The following is a 24,305-nucleotide window of genomic DNA, read 5'->3' as shown; positions in this document are numbered from 1 at the left end:
ACACGCTTAAGCTGCTTGCGGAAATAACTTTGACAGAACGATAGGGTTATACAACGACCACTAAATGCAAAGGGGAAATCTGAGATTCAATATGTATTCCTTAACGATACAAACGAAATGGTGGTACCGTTTCATGATGAGATTCCGAAATAGTAGGACCAAAACGTTTGAATTGTCATCTCTTTTCCGCAAGTAGAATCAAGCGATGCAAATTCCATTACTCTACAATGACTATAGAGTGGTTGAAACGAGGTGAACAGACCAATTGTACGAGTGGCACAAGCAAATCCAAATAATCGTTAATGAAATTGACGAGTGTATTAAGAATCGTAACAGTGAAGCAATAACGCTACGATTTCTTTCTCACAAGTTAGGTTATTCCGAATTTCATACTACGAGAAAATTTAAGGAAATATCGGGAATGCAATTTAGGGATTATCTACGGCATAGAAAATTAGCCTTTGCACTAAAAGAGGTTCGGGATAGTGAAAAGAGCATTTTGGATATTGCTTTTGATTATGGTTTTTCATCACATGAAGCTTTTACCAGGGCTTTCAAGGGAACATATGGTGTAACTCCAAGTGAATACCGGAAAAAGCCTATGCCTGTCGCCCTTCGTACAAAAATAAACTCTTTCGACCGCTACTTTTTCGGATTTGGAGAGATTGGTATGATGAAATCTACAGATGATCTTAACATTTATTTTGTAACCATTCCTACTCACAAATTTTTGCACATTAAAAACTATGAGAGTAATGGGTATTGGGATTTTTGGCAAAAGCAAAGTCTTATTACAGGACAGGACTGCGAAACAATTTGCGGCTTACTCGATAGTATCAAGGGCAAATTGGATGACGAGGGCGGGAGTGAATCTAACGGTGGCAGCGGTCAGATTATGGCTTACATTAATGACCCGGATGGCAGACTCTGCGATTGGGGTATTCCACGTACAGAGTGTTTTGGTGTACGTCTTCCTTTTGATTATAAAGGTGAAGTACCTCCACAAATGCTTATGATTGATGTTCTCGAAGCCGAGTAGATTGTTTTTGAACATGGGCCATTCAATTATGAGCAGGAAAATCGTAGTGTAGAGGAAAAGATGGAAAGGGCAATGGCAACTTTTAATTTTGCAGACACTGGTTACTGCTTTGATACTTCCGCTGGGAGAATCATTTACGTTTATCACGATCCGGAGCGGTTTTTGAAGTATATCAGGCCAGTAGTGAAGTTGACCTCTAAGCTAATCGAAACAGATTAAGCAGGTAAGTAAAAGGTTGGTGCTATGTGCTGATGAAGAAAATAAGCAGACTGGAGTGTAGTCTCCGCATTCATATCGTCGCATGATTAGTTAGTTAGATTATCTGCTTTAGAAGCAATATAAGTTTAAAGGTCCTTATTGTTGTTTGAATTATTGACAGATAGATCTGGAAACGCCGTTCAGAGAACTGCCGGTTGGTGCGAGGCAGCGGATATCCGAATCCAAAAATCACCTCAGAGCAGTCCCCCGAATTATAGTAGATGGGACCGGGATTCTACCGTTACAAAGAAGCATCGTTGTTGGACGATGGCAAAGAGGGCGTTTATTATAAACGTCAATCAGGGTGGTAACGCGGAGCAACTCCGTCCCTAATGGGATGGTTTTTTTTGCGTCTTCATAAATTAATTATTAAATTGGCAGGCGAAAAATCAACAAACCGTAAGAAGAACGATTAGTTCGAAAAATCCGGAAAAACGTTGACCAGATGAAAGGGGGATATTGCAATGCAATTCAAGTTGTATACGGATGTGTATGAGTTTTACAATGATACCTATGGTATGCTGATGCGTCATGAAGCACAAAATTTGATTCCTCTTGGCAATATCATAATTGGACATGAAGGAAAAGACAAAACAGACTGGCGTGACCCTGTAAATTGGCTTATGGTAACTATTTCGGATGCTAAGGGCATACAACTTACCGCCATAATGACACCGCCACACAATATTACGCTTTATGCAACAGACAACATAATTAACCCAGAAGCTATAAACTGTCTGGTAGATGGGCTGAAAGACCGTGAAATTCCAGGTGTGATGACCGAAAAAACCTTGGCAGAGTATTTTGCCAAAGAATATACTTTGCGCAAGGGAACAACCTTTAAAACAATCATGACCCAACGTATATATGAACTTACGGCAGTAAACCCAGACATTCAAAAGGTTGGTATCGTTCGATTACTAGATAAAAAGGATATTCACTTTTTCCCTTACTGGGCTGAAGCATTTTATGCAGCGGGGAGTTATGGTAAAACAGAAATGTCCATCCCGCAAGATGCAGACCCTTACCTCTACCGAATAGCATCGAAAAAACTATATATTTTAGAGGACAACGGGATACCCGTTTCTATGGCAGGATATACAAGGGAGATGCAGACGGCTATTGGCGTGGCATTTGTATATACCCCTCCATATGAGCGCGGAAAGGGTTACGCAACTTCAATTGTGGCGCAAATAAGCCAACTTGCATTGGATAAAGGGTTTACTAGATGCGTCTTATATACCGACTTAGCAAATCCCACATCTAATAGCATTTATCAAAAGATAGGCTATATGCCAATCTGTGATTCGCTTCAGTTAAAATTTGAATAGTAGAATGATGCGGACAGAACTTCTACTACTTTTGAAAATAAGAGCAGAATATTCACTACGGATTGAAGATCTTGAAGGTCGATTGATCAAGCTTTGGGAGAAATATAGAGTTACAACCAAATGCAACTGTTTAACTCCAGGGTTGACGAGGTATAAAAAAATGAGTTGACATAAAATTAGTTAGGGACCATACTACATATATGAACAAGAATAATAAAAAAATAAACGACATTGAGGCTATTCCCTCGCTTGTACAATCCAAGCGTCAGATTGATCGCTATAACCTAGACATAGACGCACAGGCTATACTCGTCGCGTCTAGGCTAATGGCAGCGGGAGCCATGCTTGGACACGCCTCGGAGATTCATTTCTCTAGATTCGGTTTATCAACAGGGCGTTATCGTTTATTGGCAGATCTTGAAGATAACGAAGGAGAAGAGTTGCCTTCGCAATTAGCGGAGCATCTAGGAGTTACACGTGCTACAGTGACTGGTCTTATCGACATTCTTGAACGAGATGGGCTAGTATCTCGGCGATTAAGCTCAGACGATGGCCGTCAGAAATCAGTTGTTTTAACGGAAGAAGGAGCGAAGAAGCTCCGTGAAATGGCTCCTGAGCATTTCGCTCGGCTGGAAGCTATGGTGGGGTTGCTCAACATCGAAGAACGCAGCGTATTTCTCGACTTGTTAGGTCGAGTTACACAAGGCATTTCAGCACTTACGGGCGAATTAGGCTCGAAACCAAAGGGGAAACATCAGTAATGAGTAGAATTGGGCTAGTGAAGCTAGCCTATTTTTACTCTTATATAGTTAGGTACCTAATTATAGTTCGCTGAAATCAATCGTTGAACTATTTCAAAGAAGAAGGGAGCAAGTAAATGAACCAGATGAAATACCCGAATCAGACAGATGATGTTTACAGCATCAAGGCTGTTGGTTCCAAGAAAAAGACTTTTGTACTATGGCGTGAAGTTGTAATGGCCTATGCTGCTCCTGCCATTATGGCAGGTATCGGGGGATTGGTTACTGCAGATAGGGGGCTTCAAATAGCGGCATTGACCACTATTGGCGGTGCATCCGCCTTGATGGCCTTGATGATTGGACTTTTGTTGCATAGTCGAGTGGGCCATTTGCGATGGGTCATCGGTGCACCTCACTTGGTTGTGGTAGGGGTATTCGCAATGGCCGGGTCCTCATTTGGGCTATACGCTGCATGGGTGACATCTGTTGTAGTAGAAATTATGATTCCGAGTAATCACTTGGTCTGGGTAAATCGTGTCTGGATCGATTTCCCGTTGTCTGGATTCATAGCGAGCACGATAGTGACATGGCGGTGGCGACTTGCCGTCACAACTGATTTTTCATCCAAAAGGAGAAGATAAAAATGATAGTTATTATGGGAGCAACAGGTACGATTGGAAGTGCGCTTTTGGAACGTTTGGTTGATCTTGGTGTACCTGTCAGGGCGCTGAGCAGAGAGCCAGAGAAGTTGCGTGATCAAATCGGAGAAAAAAGCCGATCAATTATCGAGGTCGCTTTTGTGGATGCTTCTGACCCTACATCGGTGCGCCGCGCGTTTACAGGTGCTAGCCAGCTCTTCCTTGCCATGTCCAACAGTCCAAGACAAATCGAATTGGAAACCTCAATCATTCAGATTGCCACCGAATCTGGAATCAAACATATCGTAAAAATATCCAGTCCAGCCTTTGAGCAGAGCGCTCCAGTGGCAGTGGCGGGGTGGCATCAAGAAATTGAGAACACGTTGAGAGTATCGGGTATCACCCATACCGTATTGCGCCCTTATGCGTTCATGCAAAATTTAATGCGCTTTGCACCAACGATCACAACCCAAAATGTTTTCTTCGGCTCTATGGGCGTTTCACCGTGTAACTTTATTGACTGTCGCGATATTGCAGACGTTGCCGCAGAAGTTCTGACCAACGACAAGGTATCAGGCCATATATATACGCTTACTGGTTCGGAGATTTTCAGTTATCCCCAGATCGCGAGTCGACTATCTGCCCTGCTTAATCGGCCGATAAGTTACATCAACATGGACCCTCAAGTACTACTCCGTAATCTTATTGAGCATGGGAATCTGCCTCCTTGGCTCGCGAACCACGTTGTGGAAATTCAAACCATGTCTAGGATGGTGCCAGAAAGTCCAAATGACACTGTGAAGCGTTTACTCGGCAGAGATCCACGCACACTAGACGCCTTTCTACATGAGTGTGTAGATAATTTCCGGTAGAGGCGGAGTCCACCTATTCTGATATTTGTATCGATAACAGTATTTTATTCCGATTCCCATATCTAAATGGTTCAGAGTGTATCCCAAAGGTCATAAAATGACTGCCGGGATGCACTCTTTTTATTATGTCCTAAGGAACTCAACTCATAGAACTAGTTCTTCTATAGCATTTATATCAGCATTACAAGAAATAAGCTAAAATTCGTCAATAAGTTAGTGTTATTTACGAAATAACACTAAAAAAGCTAATAAAAAATTAACGAAAAATTCATATTATAAGATTAAGTTATATTAATAATAACTAGTTATGCTAACTAACGTAACATTTTTTCTTGACAATCTTTGTGGAAAATTTTAGAATGTAAGCGATTACTCTTAGTTTTCTGAGTGATATTCAAAAGAAGATATTCGTAAGTTCACCAACAAACATCGGAGTTTAAATTTAGGGGGGCAAAGCATGAAAAGGTGAAGGATAACATCATAGATAACAAGATAATAAAATGTTAGTTTTTTTGTTTCATGACTATGTATGAGGGGGTTCACTTGAGGATGAAAAAAAAGAACGCGTTCTTAGCTCTACTTCTGTCATTTTCTTTGTTATCTGTGACTGCTTGCAGTAATTCCTCTAATAGTGCCAATGAGAACGGTAAAAATGCTGCAGGTAATGGCAATACTTCGGTAAAAGCAACCAGTGATGTGGGTCAAACGGCAGTTAAGAATGAGGGCGCTTCTGATCTTGAAATTAAAGCGGGAAGTTCGGTAACCGTTTTCAATCCAAAGATCCCGACGCTCGATCCTACACAATGGCAAGGACAAATTCTGGTAGGGCAAGGAACTTTGCTCGAAGGGCTTTATGGCTACAATCAGGATAATGAAATCGTTCCGAAAATTGCGACAGGTTATACCGTTTCCGATGACAAAAAAACTTGGACATTTACCCTCCGTAAAGATGCCAAATGGTCAAACGGCGATCCAGTAACCGCCCATGATTTTTATTTTTCTTATATGTATCAATTGGATCCAGCTAACACAACCGCACAACTTTGGCTAAGCGTACTTAATTTTGTGAAGAACGGATATGCATACCATGCCGGATCTGTAAGTAAAGAAGAAGTTGGTCTAAAAGTAGTTGATGATTACACGCTGGAAATTACGACCACGCTGCCTCACGCTATTCTGGGGGATATGGTTCTTTCCGGGTCGATGCCTATGAATCCTAAAGCGGTCGAAGCGAACCCTGGTAAGTGGTTTGAACCGGGGAATTTTGTGAGCAATGGCCCTTACATGGTTAAATCTTTTACACCTAACGGTGAACTCGTCATGGTGAGCAATCCGAATTATGTAGGTGCAGCCGGCCAGCTTAATCACGGCAATGTAGAGACCATCCATGTTCTTCCGGCGACAACCGTGCCGGTGGAGGATTATATGTCCGGCCATGCAGATGTCGTTCTAATCCAAAGCGCGTCTGATTTACAATACGTGAAGAAAACGGAGGAGCTAAAGTCCCAGCTGTATACTGCAGCGACTTATGCGATCAAATATTTGCTCTGGAGCAACCCGACAACGGAATCTCCATATGACAAAAAAGAGGTGCGCCAGGCTATCGCCAAAGCGATCCAGCGTAAACCGATCGTAGAATCGGTGCTGAACGGCATGGGCGGGGCGACCAATATCTTTGCTTCACCAGGTTGGCCAACGGAAAAACTGGAGCAAGGACTTCCGGAAGATCTCGAGGCAGCCAAACAATTATTGAAGGATGCTGGTTATGAAGGCGGTAAAGGTCTGCCAACCCTATCGTTGTATGTTGGGGTCAAGCAAGTAGATGCTCAGGGTGAACAAATCGCTTTGGCGTTAGGTCAATTACTGCAACAAAATCTTGGTATCAAAACAGAGCTAGTTCAGCTCAATGAGGCGCAGTTTAACGCTTATCAGTACAGCGGACCTCAGGGCGATGCAAAACCAGGCTTTATTCTGGCGTCGGGCGCAACCAACTGGAGTGAACCAGGAAGTTTGGACATGGGTGCAACGCAGCAACTATATTCCATAGGAACACTGGATGCCCCGCTAGAAGCTACGAAACAATTCGTGGATTGGACCAAGGAAACTTATTATAAACCGGCCATTGAAAAATATGGGGATCCGGATAATAAGAACGCCGGTGTGGAATGGAGCGACTGGGCAGCATTAGAAAAAGCTGCTAAAGAGGATATCGCCTTTTTGGATAAATGGACAGCAGAGCAGCCTGCAGATTGGCAGCCTTATTTGAAACAACCGGGGCTTCCAACGGCCGCTGAACAATGGCAACAGATTGTAGACCTTTGGAAAAATGCTAAAAATAACGATGAAAAACATGCCGCCTTTGTAACCGCTTGGACCTTCGTAGCACCAAACGCGCCAGGTGGCAAGTTGAATCAAAATGCACTTGATGTACAGGTATATTACAACAGTTATCAATCTGATACCTTAAGAGATTTGAGAATGTGGCAAGCGCAATTCGTAAATGCGCTGACCGTCGAAGACGCTGCTCCTATCGCGGCTAAGGTAGTTAATAACCTGCTCGAAGAAGCTTATGCTGTTCCGTTGTATTATCAACAGCAATACTTCTTGGTAAAACCCGGCATTACAGGAGTGCAATCAAATCCTTGGGCATGGGGCAACTTCTATGGGCTACATCTTTTATCTGTAGAATAATCCTAAATGGGTTGAATAATTACCAATCGCGGGCGCCAATTATGGTGCCCGTGAATCGGTAAAGGAGGGTCGGATTTGACCATATTGAAATTTATTTCAAAGCGCATTTTACAAATTATTATCACTTTAATCTTGGTCATTTCAGTTAGCTATACCATGATGTATTATTCACCTGGCGGTTTCATGAATACGAATACCATGGCTACGGCACTGGCTCCGCTGCAAGGGCAAAACCCTGTTCTCTATCAACAAGTCATGGACCAGTTTCAAAGCCGGTATGGTTTGAATTTACCGCTGTGGCAACAAATCATGAAGTATATATGGCATCAATTAACCTTCGATTTCGGTAATTCGATGCAGAACCCGTCTTTGCAAATTGCGACTCAACTGAAGCAGGCTTTGCCGATCAGTACACTTCTGGCCTTTGGATCTGTTGTTCTTTCGGTAATTATCGGGGTTCCGCTTGGCATTATTGCAGCACTCAAACGTAACACTTGGATCGATTATGTTGTTAGCACCATCTCATTGACGGGTCAGGCCATTCCGGCATTTGTTCTCGCGGTAATTATGGTCTTGTTATTTGGTGTTGTGTTTCAAGGGATTCTACCTGTAACGGGATGGGGTCACTGGAGGCAAGCAATTTTGCCGATTATTTGTCTATCTGCGGCGAATGTCGGTGTTGTTGCCAGATATATGCGAGGCAGTCTGATCGAAACCATGAGGTCGGATTTTATGCGAACCGCAAAAGCTAAGGGTGTCAAATATTGGCCGATGATTTTTAAGCATGGTGTCAAAAACTCGCTGACTGCGATGATAACCGTCATCGGACCACAATTTGCTTTTACCGTGATGGGCACGATCTGGGTGGAGCAAATTTTCGCCATTCCAGCGCTTGGTCAGGTGATGCAGACGGCATTTACCAGTTTCGACTATCCGCTCGCCATCACATCTGTATTTCTGCTGGGATCCATGATTATGATTATGAATTTACTCGTTGACATTATTTATGCCTTTATTGATCCGCGTGTCAGATTATAAGCGGCACAGACTATACGAACCTAGGAGGGGGAGCAATTGGCTGGCACAGTTGCAGCAACTCAATCGGATGTAGCTTTGAAGAGAAAAAAGAATCTTCAGAGATCCCAGTTTTATCAAGGTTGGAAGCGATTTAAAAGACATCGTCTTGCCGTTATTGGTTTGGTCTGGGTTATCCTTTTTTTGATCGCGGGGATTATTGGACCTTGGGTGGCCCCATATGACTATCGCACGGGGGATTTTTTGGCCATCAATCAAGGGCCGACCTGGCAGCATATTTTTGGTACGGATAATGTAGGGCATGACATGTTCAGCCAGATTCTGTTCAGTGTTCGAAGCGCTCTGATTATTGCTTTTGGCGCGACTTTGGTCAGCTTCATCATCGGGATCATATTGGGCTTGTGGGCCGGATTGCGCGGCGGAATCGCCGATATGATTATTATGCGTGCTGTGGATTTTATGATGACCTTGCCGGGATTTTTGTTCGCCTTGATATTAGTCATTATGCTGGGACGTGGGTATTTATCTTTGATTCTAGCAATTGGAATTCCGGGTTGGGCGGGGTATGCACGCTTGATCCGAAGTCTGGTCCTAAGTATGCGGGACGGGGAGATGGTGGAAGCGGCAAGAGCGTTAGGCGCATCTCAGGCGCATATTGCCAGACGGTATATGTTGCCGAATGTTATCGGCAGTATGGGTGTCTCTCTCGCCTTCGGGATTCCCGGTGATCTCATCCAGATTGCAGGCTTAAGTATTTTTGGCATGGGGCTTCGGCCGCCAATCCCTTCATTTGGGAGTATGATTGCTCAAGCCAGTGAGAATATTCTCGGCTTTCCATGGCTGCTGTATTTTCCGGCAGGTATCTTTGCAATAACCTTGCTTTCGTTTCTGTTTGTAGCAGACGGTCTCCAGGAAGCATTCAGTCCGAAAGGAGGCAATTAATATGGGTGAACCGCTACTTTCTATTGATGACCTTCATGTGAAGTTCTCCCGGAGTGAAGATGAAGTTTATGCCGTAAACGGCGTCAGTTTTTCGATCAATGAAAATGAATCCTTGGGGATTGTTGGTGAAAGTGGCTCCGGTAAGTCCGTTACATTGATGTCATCAATTGGGCTCATCCGTGAAAATGGAAAAATAACATCGGGGACAGCTCAGTTTAATGGTAAGGACTTACTTAAAATGCGTCCCAAACAATTAGAAGATATTCGTGGACGTGACATCGGCGTTGTTTTTCAAGATCCGATGACCAGCTTGAACCCGATCATGCGTATCGGGGATCAAATAATGGAAGCCATGCTGACACATCAATATGCAAACCGGAAGGAAGCTTTTGACCGAACCATTCAGCTCTTGCATGAAATGGGGATTCCGGATCCTAAATCACGGTTTAAAAGTTATCCTCACGAATTTTCCGGTGGTATGCGCCAACGTATCATGATTGCTATTGCTTTGGCATGTGAACCGCAATTATTGATTGCCGATGAGCCAACAACCGCGCTTGATGTCACTGTGCAGATGCAGATTCTTGCACTATTGCAGGAATTGCGCAGAAAACATGGGATGAGCGTAGTGATGGTAACGCATGATTTTGGCCTTGCGACCAACTTTTGTGACAAAATCATCGTGATGTACGGGGGCCAAATCATGGAGAAAGCCACTACGGACAAGTTCATAAGTGAGGCGGCGCATCCCTATTCACTTGGATTGAAACGCTCCATTATTGAAGTGGGCCACAAGGGAAAAGAAATAATGCCTATTCCAAAGACGGCAAAGACACTTACACAGACATTGACCGGCTGCCCATTTGCCGATCGTTGCTTCTATACAACTGAACGGTGTCAGAATGAAGTTCCCAAGCTTCGTGATTTTAGCACCGATCATCAGATCGCCTGCCATCATGCTGAGGAGGTCGCTTCCTATGCCCAATAATCCGCTCTTGCGCGTAGAAAATGTCTCGAAAACTTTTCGGGTACAAGGAAAAAAGCTGCATGCCATCGAGAATGTTTCTTTTACCCTGGAAGCGGGGAAAACACTGGGGCTTGTTGGGGAAAGTGGCTCAGGAAAATCAACCTTAGGGCGAATGGTTCTGCGTCTACTCGAATCTGACAAAGGAAAAATATTTTTTGAGGACGTGGAGCTCTCAAAGGCAAATAAAGAGAAGCTGCGGGCGATGCGCCGGGATATGCAAATTATTTTCCAGGATCCCAAGGCGAGCCTCAGTCCGAGAATGACGGTAGGAGACGCTATTGAAGATGCAATGGCTATCCACAAAATCGGAACTAAAGTAAGCCGGCATGAGCGTGTGATCGAACTACTTGAGCGGGTCGGTTTGCCTTCTGAAGTCCAATACGCTTATCCGCATGAACTGTCAGGTGGACAATTGCAGCGGGTTGGGATTGCCAGAGCGTTGTCACTGAATCCCAAATTGCTCATTTGTGATGAACCGGTGTCCGCATTGGATGTATCTATTCAGGTTCAAGTCATTCAACTACTAAAGGATTTGCAGAAGGAGTTTAACCTGACTTATATCTTTATTTCGCATAATTTGGCAGTAGTGGAGTATTTGAGTGATGATATCGCGGTTCTTTATTTAGGAGAGGTGGTTGAGCAGGCTCCGGCGGATGAATTGTTCAAGAAACCTACGCATCCTTACACGCAGGTCCTGCTAAATTCGATTTTGAAGATTCCGGATAGTGTGGAGCAGAAGCAGCAGATGGTATCGATTCAAGGTGAGGTACCATCTCCGCTCAATCCACCAAGTGGCTGCACTTTTCATCCCCGGTGTTCTTTTGCCTCGGATGTATGTATGGCTGTCAAGCCTGAACGGAAAATCGTGTCAGAAGGCCATAGTGCCGTGTGTCATTTGGTAGAATAAGCAGAGGCTTAATTAAGTAATCAGCAGATGACTTCTGTATATCATAGAAGTCATCTTTTTTAATTCATACACACAAAAAAGCCCTGTAAGAAGGTCACTTTTTTCAAAGTGAACAGCTTATAGGGCGCAGTTTAAAGACTGCTTACTGCTTGTCAATCGCTGCTGCTAACCCTTCATACGAAGAATCCTGAAGCAGCACTCCGTTCACCATAAATTTAGGAGTACCGTTCACTCCGTAGGAACCAGCGATCTTAAAGTCTTCTTTTACATCGAACATGTAGGTATGATTCTTGAGATCTGTTTCAAATTGGGCGTAATCAATGCCCTCGATGTTATTCTTAACGAATTTTAAAATGAATTTCTGAGTGGCCCAAATTTCGCTCTCATCGCCTTGATTAGCGTACAGCTTATGAAGGTATTCCCAGAACTTCTCGTTGCTTTGCTTGTAGATGGCTTCGCCGGCGCTAGCAGCAAGATAAGAGTCCCGGTCCAAAAATGCAAAGTTCATGAAGAAAAGTTCCACTTTTCCGGTATCTACGTAGTCTTTAATAAAAGTATCCAGATACTTTTCAGTCCACATTTTGCAGGCGGGACATTTGAAATCTGCGAATTCGATAACTTTAACTTTGGCATCAGGACTTCCAAGATGAGGTTGCTTCTCATATTTCAGCCCATCAACAACAATGCTTCCCTTTACGTCGGTGTAGTTGGGTAGATCTGCTGTATCATCAGTCTTATTGCTTAAGATGAAAACAATTACAGCGAGAAGGATTACAACAACGACACCTAATATCATGGGAAGCAAAGGTCTTTTGGTCTGAGATTGTTTAGCTGACACTTTCTTATTCATATCTCACCTCCTAGACAATATAGGAATACTATAAAAATAGTATAATCATCCAGTAGGTAGTGAAGATATGTCATTTGTAACAATGCTACGTAACGTTGTAGCTAGTTATTAGTTTTTGAATTTAGCGGCTGAGCGAATGACAGGGGGCACCTCGTGGATGGACGAAATAGTCATCACGGCTTGCTGCATCTCTTGCTCCAGCTCGATAAGGTTATAGCTCCATTCATTTTGCTGCTTCAGGTAAATACTGTTGATGCCCGCGGTAACTGCGGGAAGTACATCTGTACGTAACGAGTTGCCAATCATCCAGGTACGTTTGCGGTCAAAGCTTTGGGTAGCCAAAATATTTTCAAGCGCCTCAACATTTTTATGCTTCCGAATATAGATACGATCGTCAAAATAAGCATCCAGCTTCATTTGTTCAATTTTACGTTGCTGAATGGTGTCGTCCCCGCCAGTATACAAGAATAAATGGTGACCCTCTTGCTTCAGCGTATCGAGTGTTTCAACCATGCCAGGGTAAGCTTCAATTTCTTGGTCATAGACGCTTAGGCCGAGCTTGTGTAATTGCTGCTCTTGAAAGCGATCTGTCGGACGGTTATATTTGGCGCAGAAATAACGGTAGGTGGCGATTAAGGATTTGGGAAAGTTGTCGCTGGCCAGGCCACTTGTGTTGACGGTATCAACATCAATTTCTATTTGCTTGCTGCGTAATTCACTGGTGCTTGGACCAAATTCATTAAACCAATCAGTCATGAGCTCGAAATATTGCCCTAAAATTAAATCGAAATATTTGTTGCAATGAACCAGCGTATCATCTAGATCGAAAATTACTTGTTGAGTTGTGTATTTCATATCTCTCACTCCTTGGATCTGTATCTGTATAGTGTTCTATAGGTGAATATAAGATTCTAGAAACATTTGAAGCTCAGAAGCGCCGTCTGGACGGATACTGAAGCGCTCGTCTTGTTCCCCGCGAAGATGGATACGGAGTAAACCGGCTACGCGTAGGATCATTAGGTGATGCATAAGCATTTCTCTGGATTGATTTAGATCGGACTGCATCTCCCATAGAGATTTGGGTTCATGGGCGACATACCGAAGCAATCGGAGTCTGGTTGGATCTGACAGCGCCTTGGTCATGCGCAATAGCACCATCGGGGGTTCATTTTCATCTTCCAATGGCACATCTACAGGATACTGTACAATCACCATAGTTTTGTAGAAGCAGTAGGTGTTGATTGGTCGATTATGAACGGTAGGCAATAATACTATAGTCTTAAGATCCCGTATATCCTCGAAAACTACACCACCGGATGCATATTCAATTAAAGAAATAGGGTCCATTTTGCTTTCCAGCATTTTTTTCTCAGAGGCATCTTCAATTAATAACGGTAAAATCTTGTGTTCTACATGACGAAAATATTGCTCATACCAGAGTCTAAGAAGCGGACTATAGCTGCTCTTGATCCGGGAAGCTTCATCTATGGTGAAATCATGAATTAACGGTGCGATCTGCTGATAACACTCTTCTATAGAAGCTGAATCCAGATCATCCAGGAAATGCAGCACTGATGTTGCGGGCCCTCGGCTGTAAACCCAAGCATATAACACATCATAATCTGTAAATGGCCACTCGGCAGCTTGCATGAGAGCTGTTACTTTATGAGGAGTAATGCGATCTTCCACATCACTAACCCAGTGGGGACCGAGGTCTAAATTGGAGATCCATTTTCTGGTTACATATATCATAAAACTGTCCAACAGTTCATAAACCGGCGATACGTCGATTTTTAATTCGTAATCCATGTAACATGCACCCCCAGAAATCCGTAACTTCTCATATTATCTCTTGTTTTGAAGAGGGTTGTCCACTATAATGTTCGGTGTTTGCCAATTGGCGTTAGATCACATCATTGTTTTTATTATAGGGGGATATCATCCGTGTCAGACCGGCTTAAAGTATCTATACGAAGTAATAGCAAAATGACTTTCATGATTCTTATTACCGCTACTATAGCCGCAGGGCTTAGCCAAGGGCTGTTGCTGCCCATTCTATCCATTCTTTTGGAGCAAAAAGGAGTCTCCTCGTCACTGAACGGATTGAATGCTGCTGCACTATACATAGGATCATTTGGGATGACCTTGATTGCTGAACGTGTTCTTGGAGCGGTTGGATTTAAAAAATTGATAGCTGGTGGGATTAGTTTAGTCTTAGTAAGCTTGCTCATGTTTCCCTTTTTTACAGGGATCAAGGTATGGTTTGTATTGCGTCTGCTTGTGGGTGTGGGCGATGCTGCGATTAATTACGGGGCCCAGCTTTGGGTTCTGCTTATGACACCTGCCGAGCATCGCGGGCGTAATCTTTCACTATATGGCATGTCCTATGGTCTGGGTTTTAGCTTGGGACCACTTGGGATTAGTCTGCTGCGTTATGGACAGGCCGTGCCTTTTATTGTTCTCGCATTTCTATTTTTGTTAGTCTTAATCCTTGTGACTACAATTCTGCCGGATTCCCGGCCAGATAAAGCGGAGAGTGGTGAAAGCCAGGTTCGCCGTTTCGGTCGTTGTTACAGCTTAGCCTGGTTCGCTTTAATTCCAGCCCTTTTATATGGCTTTATGGAAGCCAGCTTAAATAGCAGCTTTCCGGTATATGGTCTGCGTATCGGTTACAGCACAGATCAAATTGCAGCGTTATTGCCTTTTGCAGGGATCGGAGGACTACTTCTGCAGTTTCCATTAGGTTTGTGGAGCGACCGGTTTGGCCGCAAGCGGGTACTGATTATTGCCGGGATCGGAGGCGGGATCGCCTTTGCGATGTTGCCGCTGGCAGGTGATCATTTTACGTTGACAATGGTGCTTCTGATGATCGCAGGAGGACTAGTAGGTTCCTTTTTCTCTTTAGGTCTAAGTCTGGCTGCGGATATTTTACCAAGACATCTACTGCCTGCTGCCAATGTGGTTGCTTCTTTCCATTTTAGTATTGGCAGTATTATCGGCCCCGGCATTGGTGGTTTGTTGCTGCAAGTGGGCTTAAGCGGCGGTATTTTCGCCCTGATGGGTGGTTTATATATCGTGTTCGGCTTGCTGGGGTTATTATTCTCGCCACAACCTAGAAATTGAGGTAAGATAAGAACGAGTGCTCGCATGGAAATTGAACTCACATTCAGAGTACACTATAGATTATAGATGAAGACAGGGAGAGGCTGAACTATGATCACAGTTGAACACTTAGCCAAGGCAGTTGGGGAAGACAAAAATCCGGTCCTGCAGGATATAGGATTTCAATTAGAGCCGGGTGAACTCGTAGCCATACTTGGAGCGAGTGGGAGCGGTAAGACCACTTTATTACGCTGTTTAGCGCTGCGAGAGAAGTGGGACAGAGGGAATTTTAGAGTGGACGGTACGGATATTATGGCGAGTGCCTTTTCCGGAAAAAGAAAAATTCGCCGGGAGTGGGCTTACCTGGAGCAGAATGCAGAGCTCAATCCTAACCGCACAGCGCTGAAAAACGTGCTGATCGGCCAGTCCGCACAGACGCCAATGTGGCGTATGGTTACAGGGATGGTTCGTTCAGATGATTATATGGGTGCGATGGATGAATTAGATGCCCTTGGACTTCTTGACAAAGCGAAGATGAAGACTAGCCAGCTAAGCGGTGGAGAACGTCAGCGTGTAGCGATTGCTAGAGCATTAACTCATGGTGCCAAAGTAATTCTAGCGGATGAACCGGTTACGGGTCTGGATCCCAAATCGGCAGAAAGTGTATTGGAAACTTTGCGCAGACTGTGTAAAGAGACGGGTCTTACCGTAGTGACGGTGCTGCCTATTGAACTGGCTGAACGTTTCGCTTCACGTATATGGGTACTAGAAGATGGACGAATTAAGCATGATATAAAGGGACGTAGATTAACGTCTCAGGAACGCGCGAATTTGTAAAGTTCGGACACGGATAAGGAAAAGAGTGATGAGGTTGAGTATAAAAAGTCTTAGGTGCCTGGCAGCTGCAACACTGTCGTTATCCGTACTTTCGGGTTGTACTTTCATCAGTGATCCCGTTTCGAAGATGAAAGCTCCGCAGCTGTCTGCTGACAAAGCAACACTTATGGCTGCTATTAATTCACATATTCCAGCGGGTACGGAGTTGATCCGCCCGGTTAATGATGAGAGCTCAATTTTCACAGAGGATCTCAATAACGATGGAATTATGGAGTCGTTGGTGTTCTATAGAACGCCAAGCGAAGCTGTAGAGATTCACGGGATGATCTTAGAGAAGCAAGGAGATGCCTGGGTCAAAAAGCTTGTTTTTGATGGGGATGGAACTATGCTGGAGTCCGTCGATCTGAAAGATATGACAGGTGACGGGAAGCTGAATATCATTACAGGTTATTCACGCGGGGAAGAAAAAGGCCTCGTCGTGTATAGCTATTCCAGCGGATCATTGGAAGAAGTGCTTTCACTTCCTTACACCAAATATATGCTTGATGATCTTAACAAGGATGGAATTGAAGACATCACCGTTGTTTATTTTAAAAGAAATGAATTTGCAACCATTTCGATCTATCAGTACAATGATGGCTTTAAGGTGCTCGATAAGATCGAGGATATCGATCCGTATTTTTTTAATTATTACAATATTGTCGCAGGAAAGATTGCCAAGGATAAAGAAGGAATCGTATTGGACGCTTCGGTGGATTTCCAATCCGCCTATAGCTTAATTGTTCTTATGGAGCATAACAAACTGCGCGTGGTTTTGCCAGGTGATACGAGGACTTACAAAGATCGTCTGATTGCAAGCGAAGATATCGATCATGATGGCATTATTGAAGTTGGATTGCTTGAAGCGCCAAAAGGATGGGAGTATTTCGACCCCGCAGATATTCCTTATTTCACCTCCTATTATAAATGGGATGGAAAAGATGGCCTAACCTTTGCAGTCCAGCTATATCGTGATCCATCGGATCGCTTTACTATTAATTTTGATCCAGAGCTGCATGGAAAGGTAAGTATTGATACGAAATCTGTTCTGGATAAAAACCTTAAGTTCATCATGACCGATACCGGAGAGACTTTTGCTGAGGTTTCCTTCTTTTCTCCTTCGGAATGGGATAAGGCTAAGAATGAAGGCTGGGAGCTGCTTGGACGGGATTTAGATAAAGTCATCGGCTACCGTGGTGAGCTAGAACAAAGTACAACTAAAGAAGGAAGCAATAAGATTGCCTCCCCTATTGAAAGGAAGGGAATAGATGAGTAAAGTTCTGATATTGGAAGATGAAGAGTCCATTCGCAGTTTCATAGTCATTAATTTGAAGCGTAATGGTTTCGAAGTGCTGGAGGCTGCTGACGGGAATGAAGCATTGCATAAATTAACCACTATACCTGATATTGATATTGCGTTATTGGATGTTATGGTTCCCGGCATTGATGGATTTGAAGTTTGTAGACGGATTAGGGAGACTAATGAACGCTTGGGAATTATTTTTCTTACCGCCAAGGTTCAGGAGCAGGATAAAGTTTACGCTTTGTCCGTAGGTGCAGATGATCATGTTAGTAAGCCATTTAGCCCAACGGAGCTAATTGCGCGTATTCAATCTTTGCTGCGCCGTGTAAATGTGCATCGTGAACAGTCGGCCAAGGTTTCTTTTCATTCGGGGCCTTTCAGCTTGGATCTTATTACCAAACAATTCAAACGTGATAATGTAGCCATTGAACTGACGCCCACGGAGTTCTCTCTGATTCAATTCTTTCTTGAAAAAGAAAACACTCCACTTAGCCGCGATCTTCTGTTGGATCATGTGTGGGGCAAGGAGTATATGGGTGATCCCAAAATTGTAGATGTAAATATCCGGCGCTTACGCCAGAAGATTGAGAACAATCCTTCGGAGCCGGAATTTTTGCAGACTGTATGGGGGCACGGATATAGATGGAAAGGCCAAGGACAATGATTAAGAAGGGGATGCGCAGACAGATTGTTCTGCACTACATTCTTGTAGTTTTTTTGGCGCTTCTCCTCGTAGAAGTTATCTTCCTGCTGGCCATCAGAACATATTATTATGACAGTGTATACAGCAAGATTAAAAATCACATTTCTGTTTCAGAGTCGTTTTTTCAAAAGAACATGATACCAAGCGATAATAGCATCTATCTGCTACAAGAAGTACTGGAGAGGTTCTCATTGAGCAAGACGGAGCTGGAAATCTTATCGCTAAATGGGGATATCATCACTAGTTCCACTGGCTTTCAGCCGGATCGGACCATTACGACCAGTGATGTACCAGAAGCCGTTGGCGGCAGCGTTGGACGCTGGGTAGGGCGTCAGGCAGGCACGAATGAGAGCGTAATGGCGGTTTCCAAAATGCTGCAGATTCATGGACAGGATAAGTATGTCCTAAGGTATATTACTTCACTAGAAGAAATCAATAATGATTTGCTTAATCTTACCTTATTGTCTACTGCTATTGCTGCAGCTGTTATGGCTGTAGTTGTTGGGTTTAGCTTCGGACTGGCCAACTCGATTGTGAAGCCGCTGAATAATATTACGGCAGTTTCAGCCCAGATGGCCAAGGGGAGATTCAACGTACGGATTAAGGGAGACTATAAATTTGAGATTGGTGATTTGGCTTCAACGCTGAATTATATGGCTCAGGAGATTGTACGCAGTAATCAGATCAAGGATGATTTTATCTCGTCCATTTCTCACGAGCTACGGACACCTCTTACAAGTATCAAGGGCTGGAGCGAAACCTTGGTTTCCGGCGGGTATGATCCGGAGGAGACAAAACTTGGAGTCAGCATCATCTCCAAAGAAAGTGAACGTCTGATTGGGCTGGTGGAGGAAATTCTCGACTTTTCTAAGCTGCAGCAGAACCAAATGAAGCTGTCGATTGGGGTTGTAGATGTAAAGGTGCTGCTACAAGAGACCATACTGAATGTTTGGGCTAAAGCGGAAAAGAAACGAATTCATCTGTTGCTGGAATGTGAAGATGCGATCTTTGTTAAAGGGGATGCCAATCGGCTAAAACAGGTATTCTTAAACTTGGTAGACAATGCAGTGAAGTTCTCACATGAAGATTCCAGTATTGAACTGTCAGCAAAGAGACTGTCTGCTACAGAAACAGCGATTATGGTACGAGACAGCGGGATAGGGATTAGTGAAGCACATATATCCAGAGTGAAGGACCGTTTCTTTCAAGTGGATGCACTTAATGGAGGAACAGGCTTGGGGTTAGCGATTTCACAGCAACTTGTAGAACTTCATAATGGGACACTTGATATGGTAAGTGAGCTTGGAAAAGGAACGGAAGTTACCGTCATCTTGCCTCTTACAGAACCACAGCCGGAAGTTATCACAGAAGAGGTAACTCAAGTGACAGCTACCTTTCCTGAATTAGATGATTGGGAGGCCTAACGTGAGATGGGGGTAACGAAGAATTCGATCCGTATAGTTCGTGGAGAGCCAGATCGGGTTAGCGACATCTTGAGGCTACTGCAAGAAGCGGCAGGATGGATGGAGCGTAACGGGATTAACCAATGGACACCCGGACAATTTAATGAGACCGATATTGCAGGATATTTCGCTGACAGACATGTTTATTTAGCCCTTGACGATGGGGCTGTAGTTGGCATGTTCACGTTGCAATTCAGTGATCCACAGTACTGGGGCAGTAAAAATGATGAGTCCTACGCTTATTTGCACCGATTGGCTGTGAAAGACTCCCACCGCGGCCGAGGACTTGGACAGCAAATGCTTAAATATGCAGTAGTTCTAGCCAAAGATCTAGGCTGTAATAGTCTTAGGTTTGACACTGTGGCACATAACATTAAGCTTAATCGTTATTATCAGAGCATGGGTTTTCACTACATGGGCACTAACGATATGGGAAATGGTCGTTTAGTGAACTTATATGAACATTTTGAGGAAGGTGCTGAGTCAGACCGTCTGATCCTAAGGTTTATATCGGAATCTGATTTTGAACACTTAAAGCGCTGGAGTGTTTCTCCAGAGTATCTGAAGCAGTGGGCAGGACCTTCGTTAACTTATCCCTTAGATGATGAGCAGCTTGTTAAATACTTAAAGGATGCTAATCATCCAGGCTTATCCGATCGCCTTATCTTCTGTGCAATTCAAGAAGCTACGCAGCAGGTAGTGGGCCATATTAGCTTTTCAGTCATTGACCGGGTTAATCGTTCTGCACGTATCGGCAGGGTAGTAGTAGATCCTGAGTTTCAAGGTAAAGGCATTGGCAAACGTATGATGCAAGAAATGCTTCGAATCGGATTTGAAGGTCTGGACCTGCATCGTCTGTCTCTGGGTGCTTTCGATTTCAATACGGCTGCCCTGAAAGCTTATGAAGCTGTTGGCTTTAAGCGGGAGGGTGTTCAACGTGAGTCTGCTTTATTCGGTGAGCAATATGTAGATTGTGTGGAAATGAGCATATTAGACAGAGAATGGACGGCTAGCCGTAATTCATAAAATCACTAATTCTTTACAACCGAAGGGGCTGTTGCTCTGGTCATGATCGACCAGGACAACAGCCCCTTTTTATATAAAGTATTTTTCTATATAATGGTTGTTATGAAGGAAGAACTTCACGCAAACGTCCTGTCTTCTCATACACATCCTGAAACAGACGGGAAGGTTGGTTTCGGACCGCCGGCTTGGCAGCCACAGTCTCATGTGGTCCAACGACAACGATATTATTTATGCTTCCCTTGATGACTGCTCCATCCTTAATGATTGCCCCTTCACCAATAATGGCATTCTCAATCAGCACTCCACGGCCAATGCGAACTCCAGGCATAATAACACTTTGTTTGATCTGGCTCATCTTACCGATTTCTACCCCATTAAAGACTACAGAACGTTGTAGACTACCTTCTTGGGAGCAGGATTCATTCACGAGAGAGTCCGTTGCTGGGTTCTGTACACGTGGTTTATGAACTGCAAGCTTAGTCCGGCGAACCCGACTATACATAGGCCAATGAGTCTTGTCTAACTTCATGCCATTGTCTTTTTGCAGAAGGTCCATATGTGCTTCCCAGAGACTGCCGACTGTACCTACATCTCTCCAGTAACCCTTGAAACGGTAAGCGAATAAATCATCGTTCTGATCCAGCATGGTAGGAATTACGTCTTTACCAAAGTCATGACTGGAATTAGGATTAGCTGCATCCCGCAACAAGTGCTCCTTCAGATAAGCCCACTCGAACAGGTAGATACCCATTGAAGCAAGATTACTTTTTGGTACTTTAGGTTTTTCCGCGAATTCGGAAATTTTCAGATCATCGTTTACGTTCATTACTCCAAAACGACTAGCCTCATCCCAAGGAACCTCCATTACGGAGATGGTTGCTTTTGCTCCTTTTTCAATATGATAATTCAGCATCTTACGGTAATTCATATGGTAAATATGGTCACCGGATAGAATGAGCACATGTTCTGGGTTGCGGCTATCAATAAAGTCAATGTTTTTAAAAATCGCATCAGCAGTCCCTGTATAACTGTCTCTGCCTTCAACACCTGAAGGAAGCAGTGTGACACCTTTATCCTTTTGACTAACTAAGCCCCAAGGCTCACCTTCACCGATATGATTATGCAAAGAGTCAGCTTCGTATTGTGTCAGAACACCTACTGTATCAATGTTCGAATTTACACAGTTACTTAGCGGGAAATCAATAATTTTATACTGTCCACCGAAAGGGACTGCAGGCTTAGCCATACTGGAAGTCAAGGGAGCCAATCTGCGGCCTTCCCCTCCTGCCAATAACATGGCGATACAATCTTTTTTGTTGTTCATTTGTTATCCCTCCCATTATTTTGTCAATGCTTGTAATATAAACTTACGACAAGCGCTTGAAACGACATAGGTGAAATATATTGCTTTGTAAACAGAAAAATTACAATTAATATTTCTTTATCAGAAAATCTTTTCTTTTAACATCAAAACATTTTCAAAATGGTAATATTCGGGTAAGGTAATAGGTACAAGCACATTGAAAAAGGTGGTGTAGAATTGGCTGAAAAAGCAAAAATCGAGACCCTTCCGTCAGCTGCTGATATCTATCTGTTCCATGAGGGCACCAATTATCGCAGCTATTCTATGCTGGGTGCACACACTGCCGCTGAAGAAGGCGTTACCGGTGTGCGCTTTACCGTGTGGGCTCCTCATGCGACATATGTAGGACTAGCTGGTGATCATAATGATTGGGACGGAACACAGGGCGTGGACTCGTTATATAAGATACCCGATTCAGGATTTTGGAGTCGTTTTTTTCCGGGAATACAGCCGGGAACTTTTTACAAATACAGGATTCTTGCCTCAGATGGATCAAGTTTCCTTAAAGCGGATCCTTTTGCTTTTAAAGCTGAGGTTCGACCGGCAACGGCTTCGGTAGTAGCAGAACTGGATGGCTACCGCTGGGGAGATGCAGCATGGCGTCGGAAAAGCAAAGCTCCATATCAACAACCAATGAACATTTATGAAATGCACTTCGGTACCTGGCGTCAAAAAGAGGATGGAGAGTTCTACACCTACCGGGAAATGAGCGAGCTGTTGATTCCTTATTTGGTGGAGATGAACTATACACACGTGGAATTTATGCCGCTGGCAGAACATCCATATGATCTATCCTGGGGTTATCAAGGGACGGGGTATTTTGCGGCAACCAGCCGTTATGGCGAACCCCATGAGTTGATGTATTTGATCGATCAGCTGCATCAGGCAGGTATCGGTGTGATTTTAGATTGGGTTCCCGCTCACTTTGCCAAAGACGCACACGGATTACGTATGTTTGATGGAGCGCCACTTTATGAATATGCCGATCCAATGTTAGCTGAAAAACCAGGCTGGGGGACACTTTCGTTTGATTTCAGTAAGCCGGAGATTTCTTCATTTCTTATTTCTAATGCGCTGTTTTGGTTCGAGTATTATCATATCGACGGAATGCGTGTAGATGCGGTTACGAGTATGCTTCGATTAGATTTCGAAAAGCGGGATCATCAATATCGGCGGAATGTTAATGGTGGATTGGAGAATCTGGAGGCCATCAAATTTATCCAGAATCTGAACAAGGCTATCTTTCATTATTTCCCAAAAGCATTGATGATGGCGGAGGAGTCCAGTGCTTGGCCAGGGGTTACTGCACCAGTGCATGAAGGGGGCCTTGGCTTCAATTACAAATGGAATATGGGTTGGATGAATGATACGCTAGGCTACATAGAACATGATTTTGGTGGGCGCCCTTATCATCATAATTTACTTACGTTCCCAATATGTTATGCTTATGCCGAAAATTACGCATTGCCGCTATCGCATGATGAGGTTGTTCACGGCAAGAAGTCTTTGTTAGACAAAATGCCGGGTACTTATGAACAAAAGTTCGCAGGTCTCAGGCAGCTGCTGGGATATCAGATCTCTCATCCCGGTAAAAAGCTTCTGTTTATGGGTGGGGAATTCGGTCAGTTTATCGAGTGGAAGGATCAGGAGCAGCTGGACTGGCTGCTGTTGGATTATGAGAGCCATCGTCGTATGCTTGCCTACACGGCTGCACTTAATAAACTGTATCGCTCCGAAAAAGCGTTGTGGGAGCTGGATCATTCTCAAGAGGGTTATCAGTGGATTGATGCGGATGACAATGATCAAAGTGTGATTTCGTATATACGCCGAGGGAAGAAACCAGGAGATACGCTGCTTATAGTCATCAATTTTCAACCGGTAGAACGGCACAATTATCGTATAGGCGTGCCACGGGCCGGGACTTATGAGGAGCTCTTTAGCTCAGAAAATGAAGAGTATGGTGGCTCCGGATTGCACAATGTCCCTCAAAAGAGCGTTAAGCTGGAATGGCACAATCAGGTGAACAGCATAGAGCTGACTCTTCCTCCCCTTAGCTTCCTGGTGTTTAAAAAAACGTCACGAATGGGTAAGAATAAAGAGGCAAAAGAGTTATAGATCTAAGTACGAATAGAGAATCCG

General features: G+C 43.9%; 21 protein-coding genes. 17 read left to right on the top strand and 4 right to left on the bottom strand.

Going from position 1 to position 24,305, the window contains the following annotated elements:
- Positions 1-265 precede the first annotated feature (265 nt).
- The 10 genes from MHB56_RS01250 to MHB56_RS01205 all read left to right on the top strand — a co-directional run bounded on the left by MHB56_RS01250 (position 266) and on the right by MHB56_RS01205 (position 11,480).
- Positions 266-1,039: a helix-turn-helix transcriptional regulator gene (locus tag MHB56_RS01250; RefSeq protein ID WP_341143163.1), complete on the top strand. Its 774-nt coding sequence runs from the start codon at positions 266-268 to the stop codon at positions 1,037-1,039.
- A gap of 722 nt (positions 1,040-1,761) precedes the next feature.
- Complete coding sequence (locus tag MHB56_RS01245; protein WP_076218224.1) at positions 1,762-2,628, top strand: GNAT family N-acetyltransferase; 867 nt, start codon at positions 1,762-1,764, stop codon at positions 2,626-2,628.
- A gap of 200 nt (positions 2,629-2,828) precedes the next feature.
- On the top strand, positions 2,829-3,389 hold the full coding sequence (locus MHB56_RS01240; RefSeq protein ID WP_341143162.1) for a MarR family winged helix-turn-helix transcriptional regulator: 561 nt from the start codon (positions 2,829-2,831) through the stop codon (positions 3,387-3,389).
- Positions 3,390-3,505: 116 nt separating this feature from the next.
- Positions 3,506-4,009: a hypothetical protein gene (locus MHB56_RS01235; RefSeq protein ID WP_248548720.1), complete on the top strand. Its 504-nt coding sequence runs from the start codon at positions 3,506-3,508 to the stop codon at positions 4,007-4,009.
- A 2-nt stretch (positions 4,010-4,011) separates the two neighbouring features.
- Positions 4,012-4,878, top strand: coding sequence for an SDR family oxidoreductase (locus tag MHB56_RS01230; RefSeq protein ID WP_312148827.1), 867 nt, complete (start codon positions 4,012-4,014; stop codon positions 4,876-4,878).
- Positions 4,879-5,427: 549 nt separating this feature from the next.
- The gene (locus MHB56_RS01225) at positions 5,428-7,569 is read left to right on the top strand and encodes a peptide ABC transporter substrate-binding protein (protein ID WP_280753131.1); all 2,142 of its coding nucleotides are present in this window, start codon (positions 5,428-5,430) and stop codon (positions 7,567-7,569) included.
- 75 nt (positions 7,570-7,644) lie between these two features.
- Positions 7,645-8,607 (top strand): ABC transporter permease, encoded by a 963-nt coding sequence (locus tag MHB56_RS01220; RefSeq protein WP_036687660.1) that lies wholly within the window; start codon positions 7,645-7,647, stop codon positions 8,605-8,607.
- 36 nt (positions 8,608-8,643) lie between these two features.
- Positions 8,644-9,546, top strand: coding sequence for an ABC transporter permease (locus MHB56_RS01215; RefSeq protein ID WP_081383373.1), 903 nt, complete (start codon positions 8,644-8,646; stop codon positions 9,544-9,546).
- Position 9,547: 1 nt separating this feature from the next.
- A complete protein-coding gene (locus MHB56_RS01210; protein ID WP_036687658.1) occupies positions 9,548-10,534 on the top strand; it encodes an ABC transporter ATP-binding protein in 987 nt (328 codons plus the stop codon).
- The gene (locus MHB56_RS01205; RefSeq protein WP_076130038.1) at positions 10,524-11,480 is read left to right on the top strand and encodes an ABC transporter ATP-binding protein; all 957 of its coding nucleotides are present in this window, start codon (positions 10,524-10,526) and stop codon (positions 11,478-11,480) included. Before MHB56_RS01210 ends, MHB56_RS01205 begins: the two co-directional genes overlap by 11 nt.
- Positions 11,481-11,622: 142 nt before the next feature.
- Here MHB56_RS01205 and MHB56_RS01200 read toward each other — a convergent pair whose 3' ends face one another.
- The 3 genes from MHB56_RS01200 to MHB56_RS01190 form a co-directional block, all read right to left on the bottom strand.
- A complete protein-coding gene (locus tag MHB56_RS01200) occupies positions 11,623-12,330 on the bottom strand; it encodes a DsbA family protein (RefSeq protein WP_036687653.1) in 708 nt (235 codons plus the stop codon).
- A 108-nt stretch (positions 12,331-12,438) separates the two neighbouring features.
- Positions 12,439-13,185 (bottom strand): HAD family hydrolase, encoded by a 747-nt coding sequence (locus tag MHB56_RS01195; RefSeq protein ID WP_076098782.1) that lies wholly within the window; start codon positions 13,183-13,185, stop codon positions 12,439-12,441.
- A gap of 36 nt (positions 13,186-13,221) precedes the next feature.
- Entirely contained in the window at positions 13,222-14,139 is a 918-nt protein-coding gene (locus MHB56_RS01190) for an ArsR/SmtB family transcription factor (RefSeq protein WP_036687649.1), read from the bottom strand.
- 177 nt (positions 14,140-14,316) lie between these two features.
- On the opposite strand from MHB56_RS01190, the gene MHB56_RS01185 reads away from it, so the two are divergent.
- The 6 genes from MHB56_RS01185 (at position 14,317) to MHB56_RS01160 (ending at position 20,803) form a co-directional block, all read left to right on the top strand.
- A complete protein-coding gene (locus MHB56_RS01185; protein ID WP_341004285.1) occupies positions 14,317-15,453 on the top strand; it encodes an MFS transporter in 1,137 nt (378 codons plus the stop codon).
- Between the two features lie 90 nt (positions 15,454-15,543).
- On the top strand, positions 15,544-16,269 hold the full coding sequence (locus MHB56_RS01180; protein ID WP_036687647.1) for a phosphonate ABC transporter ATP-binding protein: 726 nt from the start codon (positions 15,544-15,546) through the stop codon (positions 16,267-16,269).
- A gap of 34 nt (positions 16,270-16,303) precedes the next feature.
- Positions 16,304-17,584, top strand: coding sequence for a hypothetical protein (locus MHB56_RS01175; protein ID WP_248548717.1), 1,281 nt, complete (start codon positions 16,304-16,306; stop codon positions 17,582-17,584).
- On the top strand, positions 17,577-18,275 hold the full coding sequence (locus MHB56_RS01170; RefSeq protein ID WP_036687642.1) for a response regulator transcription factor: 699 nt from the start codon (positions 17,577-17,579) through the stop codon (positions 18,273-18,275). Before MHB56_RS01175 ends, MHB56_RS01170 begins: the two co-directional genes overlap by 8 nt.
- Positions 18,272-19,738, top strand: coding sequence for a HAMP domain-containing sensor histidine kinase (locus tag MHB56_RS01165; RefSeq protein WP_175618929.1), 1,467 nt, complete (start codon positions 18,272-18,274; stop codon positions 19,736-19,738). Before MHB56_RS01170 ends, MHB56_RS01165 begins: the two co-directional genes overlap by 4 nt.
- Before the next feature lie 6 nt (positions 19,739-19,744).
- Positions 19,745-20,803, top strand: a complete 1,059-nt coding sequence (locus MHB56_RS01160) for a GNAT family N-acetyltransferase (protein ID WP_280753132.1) — start codon at positions 19,745-19,747, stop codon at positions 20,801-20,803.
- 100 nt (positions 20,804-20,903) lie between these two features.
- On the opposite strand, the gene MHB56_RS01155 is transcribed toward MHB56_RS01160, so the two are convergent.
- Positions 20,904-22,127, bottom strand: coding sequence for a glucose-1-phosphate adenylyltransferase (locus tag MHB56_RS01155; RefSeq protein ID WP_280753133.1), 1,224 nt, complete (start codon positions 22,125-22,127; stop codon positions 20,904-20,906).
- Positions 22,128-22,343: 216 nt separating this feature from the next.
- Here MHB56_RS01155 and glgB point away from each other — a divergent pair, with 216 nt between their 5' ends.
- Positions 22,344-24,281, top strand: a complete 1,938-nt coding sequence (glgB, locus tag MHB56_RS01150) for a 1,4-alpha-glucan branching protein GlgB (protein ID WP_280753134.1) — start codon at positions 22,344-22,346, stop codon at positions 24,279-24,281.
- Positions 24,282-24,305: the final 24 nt, after the last annotated feature.

Origin of the sequence: Paenibacillus sp. FSL H8-0315, assembly GCF_038005365.1 — a bacterium.
Classification (GTDB): Bacteria; Bacillota; Bacilli; order Paenibacillales; family Paenibacillaceae; genus Paenibacillus_AQ; species Paenibacillus_AQ odorifer.
The sequence above is the reverse complement of the archived record's forward strand: the minus strand, read 5'-3'. Positions and strand labels throughout refer to the sequence as shown.